This is a genomic window from Methylophilus sp. 14 (assembly GCF_015354345.1).
Taxonomy (GTDB): Bacteria; Pseudomonadota; Gammaproteobacteria; order Burkholderiales; family Methylophilaceae; genus Methylophilus.
This window is the reverse complement of sequence record NZ_JADKYS010000001.1, coordinates 359604-376478: the sequence shown is the minus strand read 5'-3', so window position 1 is coordinate 376478 and position 16875 is coordinate 359604. Positions and strand designations below refer to the sequence as shown.

General features: G+C 51.3%; 13 protein-coding genes. 2 read left to right on the top strand and 11 right to left on the bottom strand.

The features are described 5' to 3' along the window. Positions 1 to 55: 55 nt before the first annotated feature. From INP78_RS01945 to INP78_RS01920, 6 genes are all read right to left on the bottom strand, one after another. Positions 56 to 2128, bottom strand: coding sequence for a TonB-dependent receptor (locus INP78_RS01945; protein ID WP_194740523.1), 2073 nt, complete (start codon positions 2126 to 2128; stop codon positions 56 to 58). A 71-nt stretch (positions 2129 to 2199) separates the two neighbouring features. Next, entirely contained in the window at positions 2200 to 4500 is a 2301-nt protein-coding gene (locus INP78_RS01940) for a TonB-dependent receptor (RefSeq protein ID WP_194740522.1), read from the bottom strand. A 60-nt stretch (positions 4501 to 4560) separates the two neighbouring features. After that, positions 4561 to 5280 (bottom strand): PEP-CTERM sorting domain-containing protein, encoded by a 720-nt coding sequence (locus INP78_RS01935; protein WP_228522589.1) that lies wholly within the window; start codon positions 5278 to 5280, stop codon positions 4561 to 4563. Positions 5281 to 5336: 56 nt separating this feature from the next. Then, entirely contained in the window at positions 5337 to 6092 is a 756-nt protein-coding gene (locus INP78_RS01930) for an FxDxF family PEP-CTERM protein (RefSeq protein ID WP_194740521.1), read from the bottom strand. 84 nt (positions 6093 to 6176) lie between these two features. Then, positions 6177 to 6425, bottom strand: coding sequence for a helix-turn-helix transcriptional regulator (locus tag INP78_RS01925; RefSeq protein ID WP_194740520.1), 249 nt, complete (start codon positions 6423 to 6425; stop codon positions 6177 to 6179). A gap of 63 nt (positions 6426 to 6488) precedes the next feature. Next, positions 6489 to 6923, bottom strand: a complete 435-nt coding sequence (locus INP78_RS01920; protein WP_228522588.1) for a DUF2946 family protein — start codon at positions 6921 to 6923, stop codon at positions 6489 to 6491. Between the two features lie 62 nt (positions 6924 to 6985). Here INP78_RS01920 and INP78_RS01915 point away from each other — a divergent pair, with 62 nt between their 5' ends. Then, on the top strand, positions 6986 to 7882 hold the full coding sequence (locus tag INP78_RS01915) for a DUF808 domain-containing protein (protein WP_194740519.1): 897 nt from the start codon (positions 6986 to 6988) through the stop codon (positions 7880 to 7882). A 47-nt stretch (positions 7883 to 7929) separates the two neighbouring features. Then, a complete protein-coding gene (locus INP78_RS01910; RefSeq protein WP_228522587.1) occupies positions 7930 to 10263 on the top strand; it encodes a bifunctional diguanylate cyclase/phosphodiesterase in 2334 nt (777 codons plus the stop codon). On the opposite strand, the gene INP78_RS01905 is transcribed toward INP78_RS01910, so the two are convergent. The 5 genes from INP78_RS01905 to murJ form a co-directional block, all read right to left on the bottom strand. Further along, on the bottom strand, positions 10235 to 10552 hold the full coding sequence (locus INP78_RS01905) for a DUF1905 domain-containing protein (protein ID WP_194740518.1): 318 nt from the start codon (positions 10550 to 10552) through the stop codon (positions 10235 to 10237). The two genes, INP78_RS01910 and INP78_RS01905, sit on opposite strands and share 29 nt — an antisense overlap. Before the next feature lie 20 nt (positions 10553 to 10572). Beyond that, positions 10573 to 11046 (bottom strand): signal peptidase II, encoded by a 474-nt coding sequence (gene lspA / locus INP78_RS01900; RefSeq protein ID WP_194740517.1) that lies wholly within the window; start codon positions 11044 to 11046, stop codon positions 10573 to 10575. Between the two features lie 207 nt (positions 11047 to 11253). Continuing rightward, positions 11254 to 14139 (bottom strand): isoleucine--tRNA ligase, encoded by a 2886-nt coding sequence (gene ileS, locus INP78_RS01895; RefSeq protein WP_194740516.1) that lies wholly within the window; start codon positions 14137 to 14139, stop codon positions 11254 to 11256. Between the two features lie 100 nt (positions 14140 to 14239). After that, complete coding sequence (locus tag INP78_RS01890; protein WP_194741081.1) at positions 14240 to 15142, bottom strand: bifunctional riboflavin kinase/FAD synthetase; 903 nt, start codon at positions 15140 to 15142, stop codon at positions 14240 to 14242. Next, complete coding sequence (gene murJ / locus INP78_RS01885) at positions 15142 to 16686, bottom strand: murein biosynthesis integral membrane protein MurJ (protein WP_194740515.1); 1545 nt, start codon at positions 16684 to 16686, stop codon at positions 15142 to 15144. The genes INP78_RS01890 and murJ overlap by 1 nt, the downstream gene beginning before the upstream one ends. Positions 16687 to 16875: the final 189 nt, after the last annotated feature.

Sequence of the window (16875 nt, the reverse complement as noted above, 5' to 3'; positions counted from 1 at the left end):
CCAATGATTCACAACACGCTCCAAAAACCGGGAGCACGGCCCCCGGTAACAATGGTTAATAAGTCCAGGTCACACCCAGGTAAGCTGTGCGGCCATCGCCAGGGTAATACAGTGCAGTTGTACCATCCCACTTTCCGGCAACACCTGTCGTCGCGGCATACTTTTGATTCGCCAAATTTCTGCCTTCCACAAACCATGACCAATGTTGATTCACTTTTTGCCCTGCTTTTAAACCCCAAATAAAATAATTATCGGCATAAACAGTCTCAGCAAAGTCGATGTTATAACGTTGTGGAGACCACTCAATGGTAGGCCCAAAGTAAAAATTCTCCAGCAACTCACTACCGCGATACATCAGTTCAGACCTGAGTAATGAGCGTTGCAGGCCTGGCAGTCTGTTGCTTCCATATAAAGAGTCGCCATCCAGCTTAAAATCGTTGATTAAAAGACTGGAGCGCCACTGCAGACTATATGGCAAGCGGGCAGTCAGTCCAAACTCCACCCCTCGATGAATCGTCTTGTCAGCGTTAATCGTCGTCGGGCTGGCAACGGTCCCCAAGGCCAATAACTCGTCTTTCAATCGTGCATAATACAATGCCACATCCCAGTCGACATATTCACTGTTGCCCCTTGAGCCAACTTCAAATGTTGTCCCTTTTTGGGCTTTGAGCGTCCTTGCCACCGCCACATTAAGCTCACCAAAACTTGGCGGCTCAAAGCTACGGGAGACATTCGCAAACAACTGAACATGCGGTTGCAACTGATATAACACGCCCAGTTTGGGGCTAGTTTGGTGGTAAGTCTGATTAAAGCTTTGGTCGCCAGACGAGGTAATCATCTGGTCTTTAGAATCACGTTTTGAACGGGTGTATTGCAGCCCGGCAATCACCGTCCACTGCTCATCCAGACTCAATCTGTCTTCTGCATAGGCCTCAAAGTTGCTCGCTTTTTGGTCAAAATCATTTATTTTGGCCCCGCGAGTTGCATTCACGTTGCGGAAGTTTTTAGCATCGGTGCGGCCATAGGTCGGCGTCATGCCTGCCACAAACTCGTTTTTGAGGCCAAATAACTCACCCTCCTTGATCCAGCGTGCAGATAAGCCGTAATCATTGGACTGCTGGTCAATGACGCCTAAAGTGTCATTACCAAAAACAAACAGGTCAATAATCGGATGGAATAAGCTCTTTCTGGAGTAAAAAGCACCTAACTCCAGTTTGCTTTGATCAAACAGAATCGTGGTTTTATTCGCCACCCGGGTGACGTTAATGTCGCGCTCATTAATACCTTGCCCTGCGAGTGGTCCGCCAGTGACGGTGGATAGTTTGGGGTCCGTTTTCAGTTGTGACTTTGTTAATGCGCTAGGCAATTGTGAGTCGTTATTGGTGTAGCCAAAATAAAAACGGGTTTCAACCTTTTCACTGATCTTGATGCCCACATTCCCGGTTAAGCGATCCGCACTTTGTTGTGCATTATCACGGAAGCTGCTCGTGCCATACTTGCTGGCGGTCACAAAATAATCAACATCATCTTTGACGCCACCGGTACTCACGCCAAGCCGATAGTATCCATAACTCCCACCCTCTGAGCGCACTTCTAATGCAGGTGCGTTGTAGCCAGTTCTGGAAATAAAGTTGATGCTGCCGCCTAAATTGCTTGAGCCGTACTGCAAGGCATTGGCACCACGATAAATTTCAATATAATCGGTGGCCATCGGGTCGATGGCCGGAAAGTCAAAGCCGCCATCTGCCAGATTGGTAGGCATGCCATCTTGCATTAATTTTAAGCCACGGCCATGAAAGGTACGTTGCAGGCCTGAGCCACGAATCGACAAGCGGGTTTCTTCGGCGCCAAAGCGTGATTGCGCCAAGACGCCAGCCGCCATGCCCAGCGTATCCTGCATATTGCTGGTGCGGCCCTCACGCACGGTTTCCATATTGACTACTGTGGTGCCACCTGCGGTTTTAGACAGGTTTTCTTTTGCCGTCTCAATATCCGGCTGTGTCAGTGACGCTTTGTTTTTCTTTGCCACCACTTTGACTTCATCAAGATGTACAGTGCCTTCATGATCGGCCTGCGCCAGATAAGGCATCGCCGCCAAAATGGCCAAACAGATTCTAGTTTTTTTCATTGATCACTCTCCCTGAGCAATTAAACATTTGATGATCAAAATCTGATTCATCAGGTGTCATTTACACCACATTAAAAATAAAAATTAACCGCTACATTCACTGAACGGCCCATCCCAGGCACATTCATCCCGTAATAGGCTGCGCCGCCGGTACGCATGGAGTTACCTTCTGCCACATAAGCACCGCCCAATGGCAGCAAATAATATTTATTGAAAAGGTTCTCGATAGATAAGTCGAGGCGCGCATGTTGCCACTCGTAGCTGCTACGTAAGTGATAAATGCTATAACCCGGCGTCACCATTTCATTACGCACTTCCGACACCCGCTCTTTTTCGGCCACACTTTGTACCTCAAAGCGGTTCGTCCATTTGCCTAATTGATGTTGCAACGCAGCTTTAGCGTTGATAGGCATCATGTGGTACAGATGCCCGCCGGTAGTCTCATTATTGCCACGCACATAGCTGATCACCCCGCTGGTTGAGAAACTGCCAACATGCGGCACACTACCCAGCTGATAACTGCCTGAGAGATCCAGTCCATAGAGCATGGCATCTACATTCTGATATTGTAGTAACACATAGCAATTGGTGGCCGTGACGTTGCTGCCATTACAACCACTACCGGCTGATACACTGTTTTGCAGACGCTTTGCATCAATATAGTTATTTACGTAGGTCGCATAGGCAGTCGTTTTAATCATCCATTTTTCATGGTTGGCATCATGCCAGTCACTACCAATGCTCAAGGTATAAGCCACTTCGGGCTTTAAATCAGGATTACCGACATAACCGTTGCCATCACCAACAAAGTTATTCATCAGGGCGGCCATGGTGTTGGCAGACCAGGCATAGCGCTCATACAGATTGGGAGACCTGGTTTTTCTGGCAAAACCCAGATCATAAGATTGATTTTGGTCAGGCTGATATTTAACCAATGCCGTCAAATCATAATGCTGATTGGTCTGACTGCGATCGCGCTGATTAAACCGGGTTGCGCCAAAACCGAAGCCATCCGCATCATACGAAGCAGAATATCCCTGTACTTGACCAGCAGATGATCTGACTCTGTCCGTGCGCAGACCGAGCAAGGTCATCCACTCTTTGTTCCATTCGGCTTCCCATTCGCCATAAATGCCTAAACGGTCTCTTTTACCATTGCGGATATTCCAGAAACTATTTGGTCCCATGGACGGGCCTGCATCCAGCGCAGGCCACCAGTCATCCAGACGATAGTTCTGAAATTCGGCACCGACTCTTAAAGTGTCACGTGGATTTAAAATAATATTGGCTTTGACAGTGCCGCCATCGGTCTCTGCATCACTTAACATTGGCATATACATGGCGATATAGCGGCTACGCAACATATCCATGGCGTGATGCGTATCCTGGTGAAAATAACGCGTCTCAAACTCTCCCCAATCAAACGAACCCAGATAGTGAAAGTTCAAGGTTCTGTTCACGTTGGCCGGTTTTTTGGTGTTGAGCCGATAGGATCCTGTATCCGGATCAGGCTCACTCGACACCATATCCATACGCTGATTTGGGAACCCTTCCCAATCCAGGCTTTGTTCACCCCACTTTAGTTCAAACAGGTGCTTGTCATTCAAATTCCAGGCGAGTCCTAGCTCACGGTTTCTAGAGCGGCGAAAGGCAGAGCTTGCCACTTCTTTTTCACCCGGCCTATCCTCAGTCGGCGTGATTTGCAAAATGGGCTTTTTAAAATTCCCGGCAGCCTGATAATTATTGGCATCAGCATAAGAATCCGTATAAGCCAGACTGAACTGGCGGGTTGCGGCGCCCAGTGCCAGATTGCCGCCTCTGGCTGCACCATTGCTGCGGTAAAACGTGCCCAACTGGCCAAAGGTCAAAAAGTCTTGATCATCATTGGCAAAGCGTGGGCGTGCTGAATTGACCTGAATGGTACTACCGATACTGTCGCCGCCTGCGCTCACAGGCGCTACTCCGGTGTAGACCTGGATACTTCTCACCTGGCCAGGATTTACAAACGACAAGGCCGGATTCATATGATTTGGGCAAGCGCTCATCAAGTCCATGCCATCCACCAGCGTACGGTTACGGTCATCCGCAAAGCCGTGTATGGTAGGCAAGCTGGAAATCCCCCCGGCAGCAGATGTGCTGACGCCTGGGATGTCTTCCAATAGTTTGGCAGTATCACTGGTGTTAACGGATTGCCGCTGAATGCCGTTAGCATGCACGACGTCCCCTTTAAAGCGGCTATCGGTCGCCTGCTTATCCTGCACGACTTCTACAGGTGACAGTTGCAGCGTGTTGTCGCCATCCTTGATTGCCGATTCGGCAGACGATACAACAGGAGACAGCAGCAATAATGCAAATGGCGTGATTAACTTCATGGTTCTTCTCTAAAAATGGCAAACGCACATGCATTTGCCATTCATCTCAACAATGACTACTTACACTTGCTCGCGACGACGACGGGCGATCATGCCAGTCACTGCCAGGCCCAGGCTTAACATGGCATAAGTGCTGGCCTCAGGCACAGGCACGGTCACCATCGTAATCACCTGACTGACCGGGTAGCCACTCATGGTGCCAATATCACCATAACCCGCTGCTGATGTACCCGTCATACACACGGCCCCCATCATGCCGCCAGGCGCACAGTCTGCATAAGCCAGCTTGTTGATTTGCGCTTGTGTCAATGTGGTTAATGGGCTGTCTGGCACAAAAATTAATGCATAAGCGTTGCCCGGATTATTGCCCGCGCGTGGAAAACCCGCATACACGCCGCCGTTGGCAATGCCTGATTCCGGTGACCATCCATTACCACCCGCACCGGTCCAGAAGGTACTGGTACTGTTGTTTTTAAAAGTCGCCGCAAAAGTACCGCCAAGCGTCGCGTCATACCATGACACCAACTGGTAATTCAGATCTAACCAGGTCATATTGGAAGCATTGGTACCCGTCATAGACTCGCTTAACTTGCCAGCCAGACTGGTGATCGTTTTTGTCGCGGAATCATAGTTAAATGACCCCTCAAAAATAGAGTTTTTAGGTTGGGTATCAGGCTCAAACCAGGTGGTTGTCACATTGTAAGTAGCCACGGCTGCAAATGCCGGCGAGGTAGCCAATGTGAGTAGACCCAAGGCTAATGTTTTTTTCAAAAAAGTCATTTTCTTCTCCAAAGTTGATGGACAGCAGCCCCATGCCACTGTCCTGATTTAAAAACTTACTTGCTCACACGATTACGACGACGCACTTGCCACCCGAGCAAAGACAGGCCAGCCATCATCAACGCCATATTTTCTGGCTCAGGTACGGCAGAGACATTTAGCAATGCGCTATAACTGAATGGGCCAGCCACGATGTTGCTGTTATTGCCACCGATCATGATGGTGTAATCACCGGCACCTAACAAAAAGCGGCCAGTCACAATGTCAGTTGTCGTGGTCGCAGAGCCTTGATAAACAAAACTACTGAGTACGCTGTCATCACCGGCAGCATCACCGTCACCGCCCATCTTCCAATCACCCACTGCGTTCCAGACACCATCGGTGTCAGCAGAAGTTTTGCCTGCGCCCAGATTGGCCAATGCCCAGCCATCACGCCAGACGACAGAAGCTGCTGAAGTATCATAATCGGCACTGGTTTGTGTGCCTGGCCATACACCCGCTGTGCGCACAGCTCCCAGACCAGCGTAAATGGAGAATGCAGGCAGTAAATCTGCTGAAACGGCATCGACAGTGAAATCTACCCACGCTTGGTTTTGCAAGGTAAAACGGAAGGCACGCGCACCATGACTGTCGCCCAAGTTACCGCTGGCGGCATCTGCCCAGGCAAAGTTGTTGGTAGCAGTCGTGGTGATGCTGTTGCTGGCATCAGCCAGACCTGAAAATGTGCCAAAGTCGCGGCCGGTATAACTCAAATGTGCCCAGGCAGTTTGGGTTAAAGACAATAACGCAACGGCTAATAGTGTTTTTTTCATATTAAACTTATCCTCAAATTTGTAATTAGATGCAGGTCGCCGCATGCCGTCATTAAGCTAGCGTAGCGGCGCCTTGGTTAACGTTCATGCAGCAATGATTTGCCTGACAGCATTTTCTGGCTGCCAGCGGATCAAGGCGCTGATGTCGCAATCAAAATAATTGCAGAGCTTGCTGAGATGCTCGGTGCAAGCGTTATAGGCAGGATTTTTGACCATGCGGTGCAAGGTCATGCGGCTGATGCCGGTTGATTCGGCGACTTCTTTGAGGGTGATGTGGCGTTTCCACTCCACCTGTTTGGCAAATATCATTGCCTGCAGATTGATAATAATCATGAGATGACTCCATCCATGCCTGTGTCACAGGCAGACGCGTAAACCGTCAAATGTTTGACGGCACTAGATTGCGCTTGGAGTCAGAGGGGGGCCGCGCGTGAGATGCGCAGTGGTGTAAACAGTGGTGACGACCGGGGCTTGGTAATCGCTGAGGGCGAGGTCGGCCTGGGCGTGTTGAAACAGGATGTAAGCCGGGTTGTATGCTGGCATTACCACATCATCCATCGCCATATGGCAAAACGGGCAGTGATTCAGGTGATGGCTGAGTGAGACCGGTTTTTGTGACGGTTGGTAGTCGATGAGCGTGGCGCGCAATTTGCCTTGCGTGGTGATGACCTGAATCACCAGCTTGCTGCCTTGCGACGAGCACACTTCTTGTACAAAGCTTTTACCGCTTTGCATAGGAAAAGCCAGACTCAAGCTAGGGACGAGCGCTGCCAGCATGATCGCCATCAAGGCCATGCGTGCCATCCATCGCTGAAATCTGAGCGTTACCATGCCGCTATTCTAACGGGAATCCTTTAAAATAAACAACTATTCGCATTGATACAGGACAAACCATGGCCGGATCCAGCCTGCTGGCACTACTTGATGACATCACCACCATGCTCGACGACGTGTCGGTCATGAGCCAGCTAGCCGCCAAAAAAACGGCTGGGGTACTGGGCGACGACCTGGCCCTGAATGCGCAGCAGGTCACCGGCATCGCAGCCAATCGTGAGTTACCCGTGGTGTGGGCCGTCGCGCGCGGCTCATTACTCAACAAGCTGATTCTGGTGCCCGCAGCCTTATTGATCAGCGCTTTTTTACCCTGGCTGATTACACCGCTGCTGATGCTGGGCGGCGCGTTTTTATGTTTTGAGGGCTTTGAAAAAGTCTGGCACAAACTGCATCACAACGCCCAAGATGAGGCGCATACACAAGCCGTGCACACCGCCATGCAACAACCACAGACCGACCTGCTGGCGCTGGAAAAAGAAAAGATCAAAGGCGCCGTGCGCACTGACTTTATCCTGTCAGCAGAAATTATCGTCATTGCTTTAGGCGTGGTGGCCGATGCTGCGCTGACACAGCGTATCCTGGTGCTGTCGCTGATTGCCGTGGTCATGACCTTGGGCGTGTATGGCCTGGTGGCACTCATTGTCAAAATGGATGATATGGGCTTGTGGCTGATGCAACGCCCGGGCACGCATTTACCGTCACAAGCCACACGCAAATTTGGCTGGGGCATGGTGCAAACCGTGCCTTACCTGATGCGCTTGCTGAGCGTGCTTGGCACCGCGGCCATGTTCCTGGTGGGGGGTGGCATTATTGCGCATGGCATCCACCCGCTACACGTGCTGGTTGAGCAGTTTTCTTCATGGTCATGGCTGATTAATGCTGCGGTCGGCGTGCTGGCTGGCGCACTCTGTGTCGGATTAATACATGCCGTGAAATTAATTATCAGCAGGGACTAGTTTTTTTCTAACCCCTTGTTAGAATTGACAAAAAACAAGGGGGCTGCATGACACTTTCGCGTAAAGTTATTGTTGTTGCTGTATCCGTTTTATTGCTATGCCTGCTGGCCTCCTTCAACGCGACGCCTAAAACAGCGCTATGGCTGGACAACCTCCACTGGATATCGACCATCAGTGCCTGCCTGATTCTCGCCACCCTCGGCTATTTCCGTGCCAACCCGGCGCATCGTGTCTGTAAACGCTGGTTTGTGATTGGTGCCTTCGCCTATTTTACCGGCGGCGTCTTGTGGATTTTTCAGGTCCTGACGCATCAGAACGCTTTTCCGGCGCAATCGGATATCTTTTATCCATTATTGGGCCCCTGCCTCATCATTGGCTTTATCACCGCCTTGCGCAGCCAGCTCTCACGTTCCAAAACCTGGGCATTTACCATAGACGCCCTGTCATTCAGCATTGCCATCCTCGGCTATGTGCTGATTTCTTATTTACCAAAATCGGCAGATGTCAGCCTGTTGCAACTGGCCGTGCTCACGGCCTATCCGGCCAGCATGCTGAGCGCCGCCCTGGTGTCGCTGCTACTCATCCCCTACTTAAGGCCAGCCTGGATGATGCCGTGGCTACTACTCAGTGCCGGGCTCGCCCTGCTAGGCATCTGCTGGATGCAATGGAACCTGAATGCACTCAACCACAGCCCGCAAACCAGCGTTTGGATTAACTACGGCTTCTCCGTCGCCGACCTGCTCATCGGCAGCGGCCTTTATGGCTGGCAAGTACGTATCGCCAAAAGAACCACCTTCCACCGCCAATGCCGACGCTTGCGCAGCTGGATTCCTGTGATCGCCTTTGTATTCAGCATCAGCACCTTGCTGCTGATCTGGTTGCAAAGCGGCCCACACCCTTATGCCTACCATATTGCGATAGCCTCGGTGACGTCGATACTGATTTTCTCCGCGGTCAGGCAAAGTATTTTATTGCGCGAAAGTGAGCGACTGCTACGCGCCGAAAAACGCCTGGCCGAAAAAGAGATGGAGTACCTGCAACTGTCGCGCAGCGATCCGCTCACGCGCCTGCCTAACCGGCTCGCCATGCTTAACCTGCTTGAACATGCCATTATTAACGCGGCTAACGACAGCGACATGGTGGCCCTCTTGGTGATTGATTTAAAACACTTTCAAAGTATTAATGACAGCTTTGGCCACCGCACCGGCGACCTGTTTTTGCTCGAAGTCGCACAGCGCCTGCAATACATCACCCATGAGTGTGGCGAACTGGGCCGCGTGCATGGCGACAAATTTGCCTTGATTGTTTCCCGGTATAAAACCGACGCTGAACTGGTACACCTGGCGAATAATCTGTGCAAAATCGTACATAAACCTGTGCTGATCGAAGACCATGAATTAATCCTCGATGCCTGTATAGGCATCAGCCTGTTCCCACGCGATGCCAGTAATGCAGACCAGCTGGCGCGTAACGCCAATACCGCGCTCGCCCACGCCAAACGCTCCACCCAGCAGCTGTTTTTATTCTATTGCAAAGAGCAAACCAAGCTGGCGCAAAACCGTTTCCGGCTCGATGTGCAACTACGCAAAGCGATTAAAAAACAGGAATTCTTTTTACATTTTCAGCCGATTTTCAACCTCAACCAACAAACGCAACCACGTATCACCAACATTGAAGCCCTGATCCGCTGGCGCAATAACAAAGGCGATATTACCTCCCCGGCCGAATTTATCCCCTATGCAGAGCAATCCGGACTGATCCTGCCGATTGGTGAATGGGTCATCAGCGAAGCCTTTCGCCATTTATCGGGACTGATACACAAACACGGCCAAACTGTCGGCTTATCGATCAATATTTCACCACGCCAATTCCGCGACCACAGCCTACCCTTGCGCATTAGCCAACTATTGCAACAATACGCCATTCCGCCTGGACTCATTACCCTCGAAATCACCGAAAGTGCCGTTTTTGAACACGAAGAACAGGCGCTAGAAATTCTCAAGCAACTCAAAGAATTAGGTGTACGGGTATCACTGGATGACTTTGGCGTTGGCAATTCGTCGTTGTTTAAACTCAAACATTTGCCGATTGATGAACTCAAGATAGACCGCGCATTTATGGTCGATGTCCCAGACAGTACTGCAGACAGTGAAATTGTCAGCACCATTGTCAAAACGGCAGCCATTCTGGGCATTTCAGTAGTGGTGGAAGGCATAGAAACCCAGGCGCAGCTAGACTTCTTGCGCGACACCGGTTGCGATTGCATACAGGGATTTTTGCTCGGCAGGCCGATGCCGATAGAGGACATACACAAACTATTGACTGCCAGCCAGCCAGGCGGCGGGTTGACGTCTAAAACCGAACTGTTAACGACACGGTAATCTCGCTGCCTACCGCCACGCCCAACTGCTTACGCACATCTGCTTTTAAAAACAGCGCATAGCGTTTGCCTTCAAACGCCGGGAATATTGAAGTTTGCCAGTGCTGATCGCCCACACTCACGTCTACCTTGACGGCGCCCCAACCACGGCGCTTGGTCTGATGATATTGGCTCAAGGTATGGATTTCATCTGACATGGCGACGGGCAAGCTGATGTAATGCCAGGTACTTTTGCTGCCTAACCACTGCTTGATGACATCGCTAAAGGTATATTGCAAACCCTCCATCATGGCACCTTGGCTATCAAGTCCTACGCATCAGGCTGTTTAAAACTATCCAGCATCAACAAAGCCACGCCAACACAAATGGCGCTATCGGCCACATTAAACGCAGGCCAAGCCCATTGCTGATAATAAAACAACAGAAAATCAACCACATAGCCCAGCGTCAATCGGTCATACAGATTACCCAAGGCACCACCTAACACCAGCGCCAAGCCAAAGCAGAACAGCTTTTTTTGTGGATGCTTGACCAGCAGATACACCATCACAGCCGAAGCCAGCGTAGAGACTGCGGTAAAGAAACCATGCTGCCAGCCACCGGCATCGGCTAAAAAGCTGAATGCCGCGCCGGTATTGTGGTAACGCACCAAATCAAAAAAACCAGTGACCGGCAAATGTTCACCATAGACAAACGCCAACTGCACCAAATGTTTGGTGTAGAGGTCGAGCGCGATCACCACCGCGCTCAATACCAACCAGGGTGTCGCGGAACCTAAGCGCATAGTCCGTCATTCCGGCGCAGGCCGGAATCCAGTCGAGGTGAGACAAGCGCTACCCGACATCCTAAAATACCGGTGTAAACAGACTGGCCTGGATTCCCCTTTGCAGGGCGCGTTGGCTTGCTCAGAATCCAACCGTTACGCAGGCGCACAGCATGCTGTGCGAAACCCCTGCTACACCCTGCACGGGAACGACGTGGGTTGTTTAAGTTAAGCATATTTGCGCGCTTCGCCTTTACCAAACAAATTGCTCACGCAACGACCACAAATGGTCGGGTGCGCTGCATCGCTGCCGACATCGGCACGGTAATGCCAGCAGCGGTCGCATTTCTGATGTTGACTTGGTGTCACTACGATATTTTGATGCTCTGACTTCTCAACACGATGAACAGTAGCTCTTGAGGAAATTAATACAAACCTCAGATCATCACCTAGAGCAATTAAAGCATCGTAATCCGCATCTAGAGTATAAATATCTATCTCAGCAGCCAATGAAGCTCCAATTAGGCCTGAGGCGCGTGATTCCTCAAGCTTTTTATTTACCCGTGAACGCCATTCAAGAATAATCTGCCATCTGCCTGGCAATACCCAGCCATCCCAATTATCAAGTGGATCTTGCCCCGCCAACAAATCTGGCAACTTATACCAGTCCTCTTCAAACACCGTGGCGACGCTATCCAGGCCCAAGGTCTGCCAAATTTCATCCGCCGTAAAGCTCAAAATCGGCGCCATCAAGCGCATCATGGCATGGGTGATGTGATACAAGGCACTTTGTGCGGCACGACGCGCATGCGAAGTTTCGCCACTGGTGTACAAACGATCTTTGAGGATATCCAGGTAGAAACCACCCAAATCCTCAGAACAGAAACCAACGAACTTTTGCACGGCCAGATGGAATTCGTACTTATCGTAATCCGCCAGAATGCCTGTTTGCAATTGCTGTGTCAGGTGCAATGCGTAGCGGTCAATTTCCAGCCACTGATCGACCGGCAGCAGGTCTTTGCTGGCATCAAAATCAGCAAGGTTGGACAACAGGAAACGCAAGGTATTACGGATACGGCGGTAGCCATCGGCCACGCGTTTCAAAATCTCGTCACTGATGGTCAGCTCGCCGGAATAATCGGTAGAAGCCACCCACAAACGCAGAATGTCGGCGCCGTAAGTGTCCATCACTTTTTGTGGCGCGACGACGTTGCCCTTGGACTTACTCATTTTATGGCCAGCACCATCCACCACAAAACCATGCGTGAGCAAGGCCTTGTAAGGCGCGTTGCCGTCAATGGCACAACCGGTCAGCAAGCTGGACTGGAACCAGCCACGGTGCTGGTCTGAGCCTTCGAGGTACAAATCTGCTACTGGCTGATGTTCAGCCTCACGCTGCTTGGCGGCGGCAGACAAGGTCGGATGCTGCTCAGAGCGCACCACGGCATAATGCGTGGCACCGGAGTCAAACCAGACGTCCAGCGTATCGGTCACTTTTTTATACTGCTCGGCATTGGCTGGCGCATGCTCGGCTAAGAAAGCCACACCATCGAGACTAAACCAGGCTTCAATGCCCTGTTGCTCGACTTGTTTGCATACGGTTTCGAGTAATTGCGCTGTTTGTGGATGTGGCTCGCCGGTTTCCTTGTGTACAAAAAACGGCATAGGCACGCCCCAGTTACGCTGGCGCGACACGCACCAGTCTGGGCGGTTTTTGATCATCGCCTCTAAACGGGCACGGCCCCAGCTCGGGAAGAACTGTGTTGCGTCGACGGCGGTATTCGCATGCTCACGCAAGGCTTTGCCATCTTGGCCGACGGAGTTCATGCCGATAAACCACTGGTGCGTCGCCAATTGCATGAGCGGCGTTTTATGGCGCCAGCAATGCGGGAAGCTATGGTTTAAACGTGCAGAGGCAAACAGCACACCGTTTTCCTGCAGTTTAGCCAAAATGATCTTGTTAGCATCCTGGCGGCTCAAGCCGCGGATTTCAGCCAGTTCGACCAATTCGCTGCTAAAGAACTTGCCATCGCCACCAATCAGTACGCGCGGTTTCTCATTCGGGAAATTAGCGCGCATCACCAACCAGTCATCGTTACCATGGGCGGCGGCCGTATGCACCAGGCCAGTACCGGCGTCGGTGGTCACGTGGTCGCCGGTGATCACAGGCACCTGGCGGTTATCGAACGGGTGTTGCAGCAACAAACCGCGCAAGGCTTCGCCCTTGCAGCTGCCGATCACAGAAGTATTTTCTTCTGCATATCTGGCCAGCGTTTTTTCTGCCAACTCACGCACCAGGATCAGCAAGCCTTTGCTGGTCTGTATCAAGTCATACTCAAGCGCTGCATTCACACTCACGGCCTGGTTTGCCGGCAATGTCCAAGGCGTTGTGGTCCAGATGACAGCATAAGCATCGCCACTCACAGTGGCACCAAACGCTTGGCCCAGCGCCGCGTTATCCACCACTTTAAAGCCCACATCAATCGCAGGTGAATTCACATCTTCGTATTCCACCTCAGCTTCAGCCAACGCAGAACCACAGTCCACACACCAGTGCACCGGCTTGGAGCCTTGGTACAAATAGCCATTCTGGTAGATGTCGCCCAAGGCGCGCATGATATCGGCCTCGGTATTAAACGCCATGGTCAGGTAAGGATGATCCCAGTCACCCAATACGCCCAGGCGGATAAAGTCTTTTTTCTGTTTCTCGACCTGTTCAGCCGCGTAGGCGCGGCACAGTTCGCGGAACTTGGCCGGATCAATATTTTTGCCGTGGTTTTTCTCTACCACCAGCTCAATCGGCAGGCCATGGCAATCCCAGCCCGGCACATACGGCGCGTCAAAACCACTCATGGTTTTGGCTTTGATGATGATGTCCTTGAGGATTTTATTAACGGCGTGACCAATGTGAATGTCCCCGTTAGCATACGGCGGGCCATCGTGCAAAATAAAGGCTGGTGCGCCTTTGCGCTTGGCACGGATGCGCTCGTAGACCTTGCGCTCTTGCCAGCTTTTTAACCAGGCCGGTTCGCGCTTGGACAAATCGCCGCGCATTGGGAAACTGGTTTCAGGTAAATTCAGTTTATATTTTGAATCTTTGGTTTGGTCAGTCATTTAAAAATCCATGAGTTAACCGCCGATGAACGCAAATAGACGCCGATAAAATTCCCTAACAATGCACAGTATCCACTTGAGCACTCAGGGTAATCGGCGTTTATCCGCGTTCATCGGCGGTAAAATATTGTTTCGCCTGCAAGGCATCCAGCGCGATTTGCGCTTTCAATGCATCCAGTCCGGCAAACTTTTGTTCTTCACGCAGTTTATGAAAAAACTGCACATGCACATGCTGATCATAAAGATCACCATTAAAATCAAACACATGCACTTCCAGCTTGAGTTTGGGGATGCCTTCCAGGGTCGGCCGGTTACCCAAATTGGCAACCGCCGGTAAATTGTTCAATTTTACCGCATAAACCCCGGTCAGTGCAGGCCGTTCGTGGCGCATATGCACATTGGCTGTCGGGTAGCCCAGTTGGCGCCCGAGCTTGGCCCCATGCACCACCTTGCCGCTGATGCTGTAAGGGCGGTCAAGCAAGGTATGCGCTTTGACCAGCTCACCCGCGGCCAGCGCATTGCGCACCAACGTGCTGGAGACGCGCTCGCCATGTAATTGCACTTCCGGCAGCGGAATCACGTTAAAACCGTTTTCAATCAAGGTTTGTACCGTGCCTGCCCGTTTGGCACCAAAGCAGAAATCTTCGCCCACCATGACCACATTGGCATTAAGTTGCTGACGCAACACTTGCATAAAGGCGGCCGGGCTTTGCGCTGCAAACGCCTGGTTAAAGCGTTGCACATACACATGCTGCACGCCACATTCGGCAAAATATTCCAGCTTTTCACGCATGGAAGCCAGGCGCGCAGGTGCATTCTGCGGCATGAAAAACTCGCGAGGATGCGGCTCAAAGGTCATCACCGCGGGCGTAATTTTGTAGGTTTGCGCATAAGCCACCAGTTGGCGCAGCAAGGCCTGGTGCCCCAAATGCATGCCATCAAAATTGCCGATAGCGATGGCTTGCGGCAAGGACGTGGCTGGAATATGGCGAAATATCTGCATCATTTGGCCACCCGTTTCATAAAGTCCCTTGGCCGAAAACCAAGCAGGCCGAGTGCAGCAAAATACACACTCATGCCCAGCACAACGATGCCTGCCAGATGCGTCATGCGGGTCAATGTCGCCATGGCCAGCCAATCGCCGGACCAAGTTGCCGCAGCATGCAACACCAGCGCCATGACAGTGACGGCAACCAGCAATTTGAGCAGGAAGTACACCCAGCCAGCCTGTGGCTGATAAGCGCCCGTTTTTTGCAAAGTCACCCAAAGCAAGGTCGCGTTGAGGCAAGCTCCAAGGCCAACGGCCAGCGCTAATCCAGCATGTTGTAATGAAGTGAACCACAAGAAAGCCACATTCATGATTTGCGTCATCACCAGGGTAAAGATGGCAATTTTAACCGGCGTTTTAACGTTCTGGCGCGCATAAAATCCTGGTGCAAGTACCTTCACCATAATCAGCCCAAGCAGGCTCAGGCTATACGCAATGAGTGCGCGCTCAGTTTGTAATACGTCCATAGCGGTGAACTTGCCGTAATAAAACAGGCTGGCGACCAGTGGCTTAGACAGCACCGCCATCGCCACCGCCGCCGGAATTGCTAGCATAAAAGTCAGGCGCAAGCCCCAGTCCAGCAACAACGAGAACTCCGTGCTGGATTTATCGACGTGCGCTTTGGATAAACTGGGTAACAAAATGGTACCCAATGCCACGCCCAACACACCGGTCGGGAACTCCATCAGGCGATCCGCGTAATACAGCCAGGAGACACTGCCAGTGGGCATAAATGAAGCAAAAATGTTGTTCAGCACGATGGAAATCTGCGCCACAGACACGCCAAAAATGGCCGGCCCCATTAGTTTGAGGATGCGGCGCACGCCTTCATCCTCAAAATTAAGCGCATAACGCGGCAACATGCCGATTTCTTGCAGATAAGGCAACTGATACAGCAACTGGATAATACCGCCGACAAACACCGCCCAAGCCAGCACATACACTGAGTTATGAAAATGCGGCGCAATAAAAATCGCGGCCGTGATAAAACTCAAATTGAGCCAAACCGGCGTAAATGCAGGCACCTGGAACTTGCTGAATGCGTTAAGCACACCGCCCGCCATCGATACCAGTGAAATAAACAGGATATAAGGAAAGGTGATGCGCAACAGCTCAGTCGTCAATGCAAACTTGGCCGGGTCATGCACAAAGCCCGGCGAGGTCAGGCGCACAATCAGCGGCGCAGCCAGCATGCCCACAATGGTGATCGCCACCAGAAACAGGCCAAGCAAACTGGCAACATGGTTAATCAAGGCTTTGGTCGCTTCAGGCGTACGCTGCTTGCGGTATTCGGAAAGAATAGGCACAAACGCCTGGCTAAACGCGCCCTCACCAGAAATACGGCGTAGCAGGTTGGGGATTTTAAACGCGACAAAAAACGCATCCGTCGCCATGCCCGCACCAAAAATACGAGCGATCAGCGTATCGCGTACAAAACCGAGCAGGCGCGAAATAAACGTCATGCCACCCACGGTGGCCAGTGCTTTGAGCAAATTCATAAATGATGGAAAATACGCGCCTTAGAATATTTTTGGCAGTGTATCGCGCACAGCGAACTGTCAGCAGATTAAAAAGTTGGCCGATTTTACCATGCAGCAACAATCAATCGACTAAATGCGTTTTTAATCTTGCAAAAACAAAGTAAAAACAGTATGATGCACGGTTTCGTATCACACCCCTTTTGAAAG

Bases quoted from the DNA above. Each gene is read 5' to 3' on its own strand.
- lspA (WP_194740517.1), bottom strand. From the start codon at position 11,046: ATGCGCTTAGGTTCCGCGACACCCTGGTTGGTATTGAGCGCGGTGGTG.
- murJ (WP_194740515.1), bottom strand. From the start codon at position 16,686: ATGAATTTGCTCAAAGCACTGGCCACCGTGGGTGGCATGACGTTTATT.
- INP78_RS01930 (WP_194740521.1), bottom strand. From the start codon at position 6,092: ATGAAAAAAACACTATTAGCCGTTGCGTTATTGTCTTTAACCCAAACT.
- INP78_RS01945 (WP_194740523.1), bottom strand. From the start codon at position 2,128: ATGAAAAAAACTAGAATCTGTTTGGCCATTTTGGCGGCGATGCCTTAT.
- INP78_RS01910 (WP_228522587.1), top strand. From the start codon at position 7,930: ATGACACTTTCGCGTAAAGTTATTGTTGTTGCTGTATCCGTTTTATTG.
- INP78_RS01890 (WP_194741081.1), bottom strand. From the start codon at position 15,142: ATGCAGATATTTCGCCATATTCCAGCCACGTCCTTGCCGCAAGCCATC.
- INP78_RS01935 (WP_228522589.1), bottom strand. From the start codon at position 5,280: ATGACTTTTTTGAAAAAAACATTAGCCTTGGGTCTACTCACATTGGCT.
- INP78_RS01940 (WP_194740522.1), bottom strand. From the start codon at position 4,500: ATGAAGTTAATCACGCCATTTGCATTATTGCTGCTGTCTCCTGTTGTA.
- INP78_RS01925 (WP_194740520.1), bottom strand. From the start codon at position 6,425: ATGATTATTATCAATCTGCAGGCAATGATATTTGCCAAACAGGTGGAG.
- ileS (WP_194740516.1), bottom strand. From the start codon at position 14,139: ATGACTGACCAAACCAAAGATTCAAAATATAAACTGAATTTACCTGAA.
- INP78_RS01915 (WP_194740519.1), top strand. From the start codon at position 6,986: ATGGCCGGATCCAGCCTGCTGGCACTACTTGATGACATCACCACCATG.
- INP78_RS01920 (WP_228522588.1), bottom strand. From the start codon at position 6,923: ATGGTAACGCTCAGATTTCAGCGATGGATGGCACGCATGGCCTTGATG.
- INP78_RS01905 (WP_194740518.1), bottom strand. From the start codon at position 10,552: ATGATGGAGGGTTTGCAATATACCTTTAGCGATGTCATCAAGCAGTGG.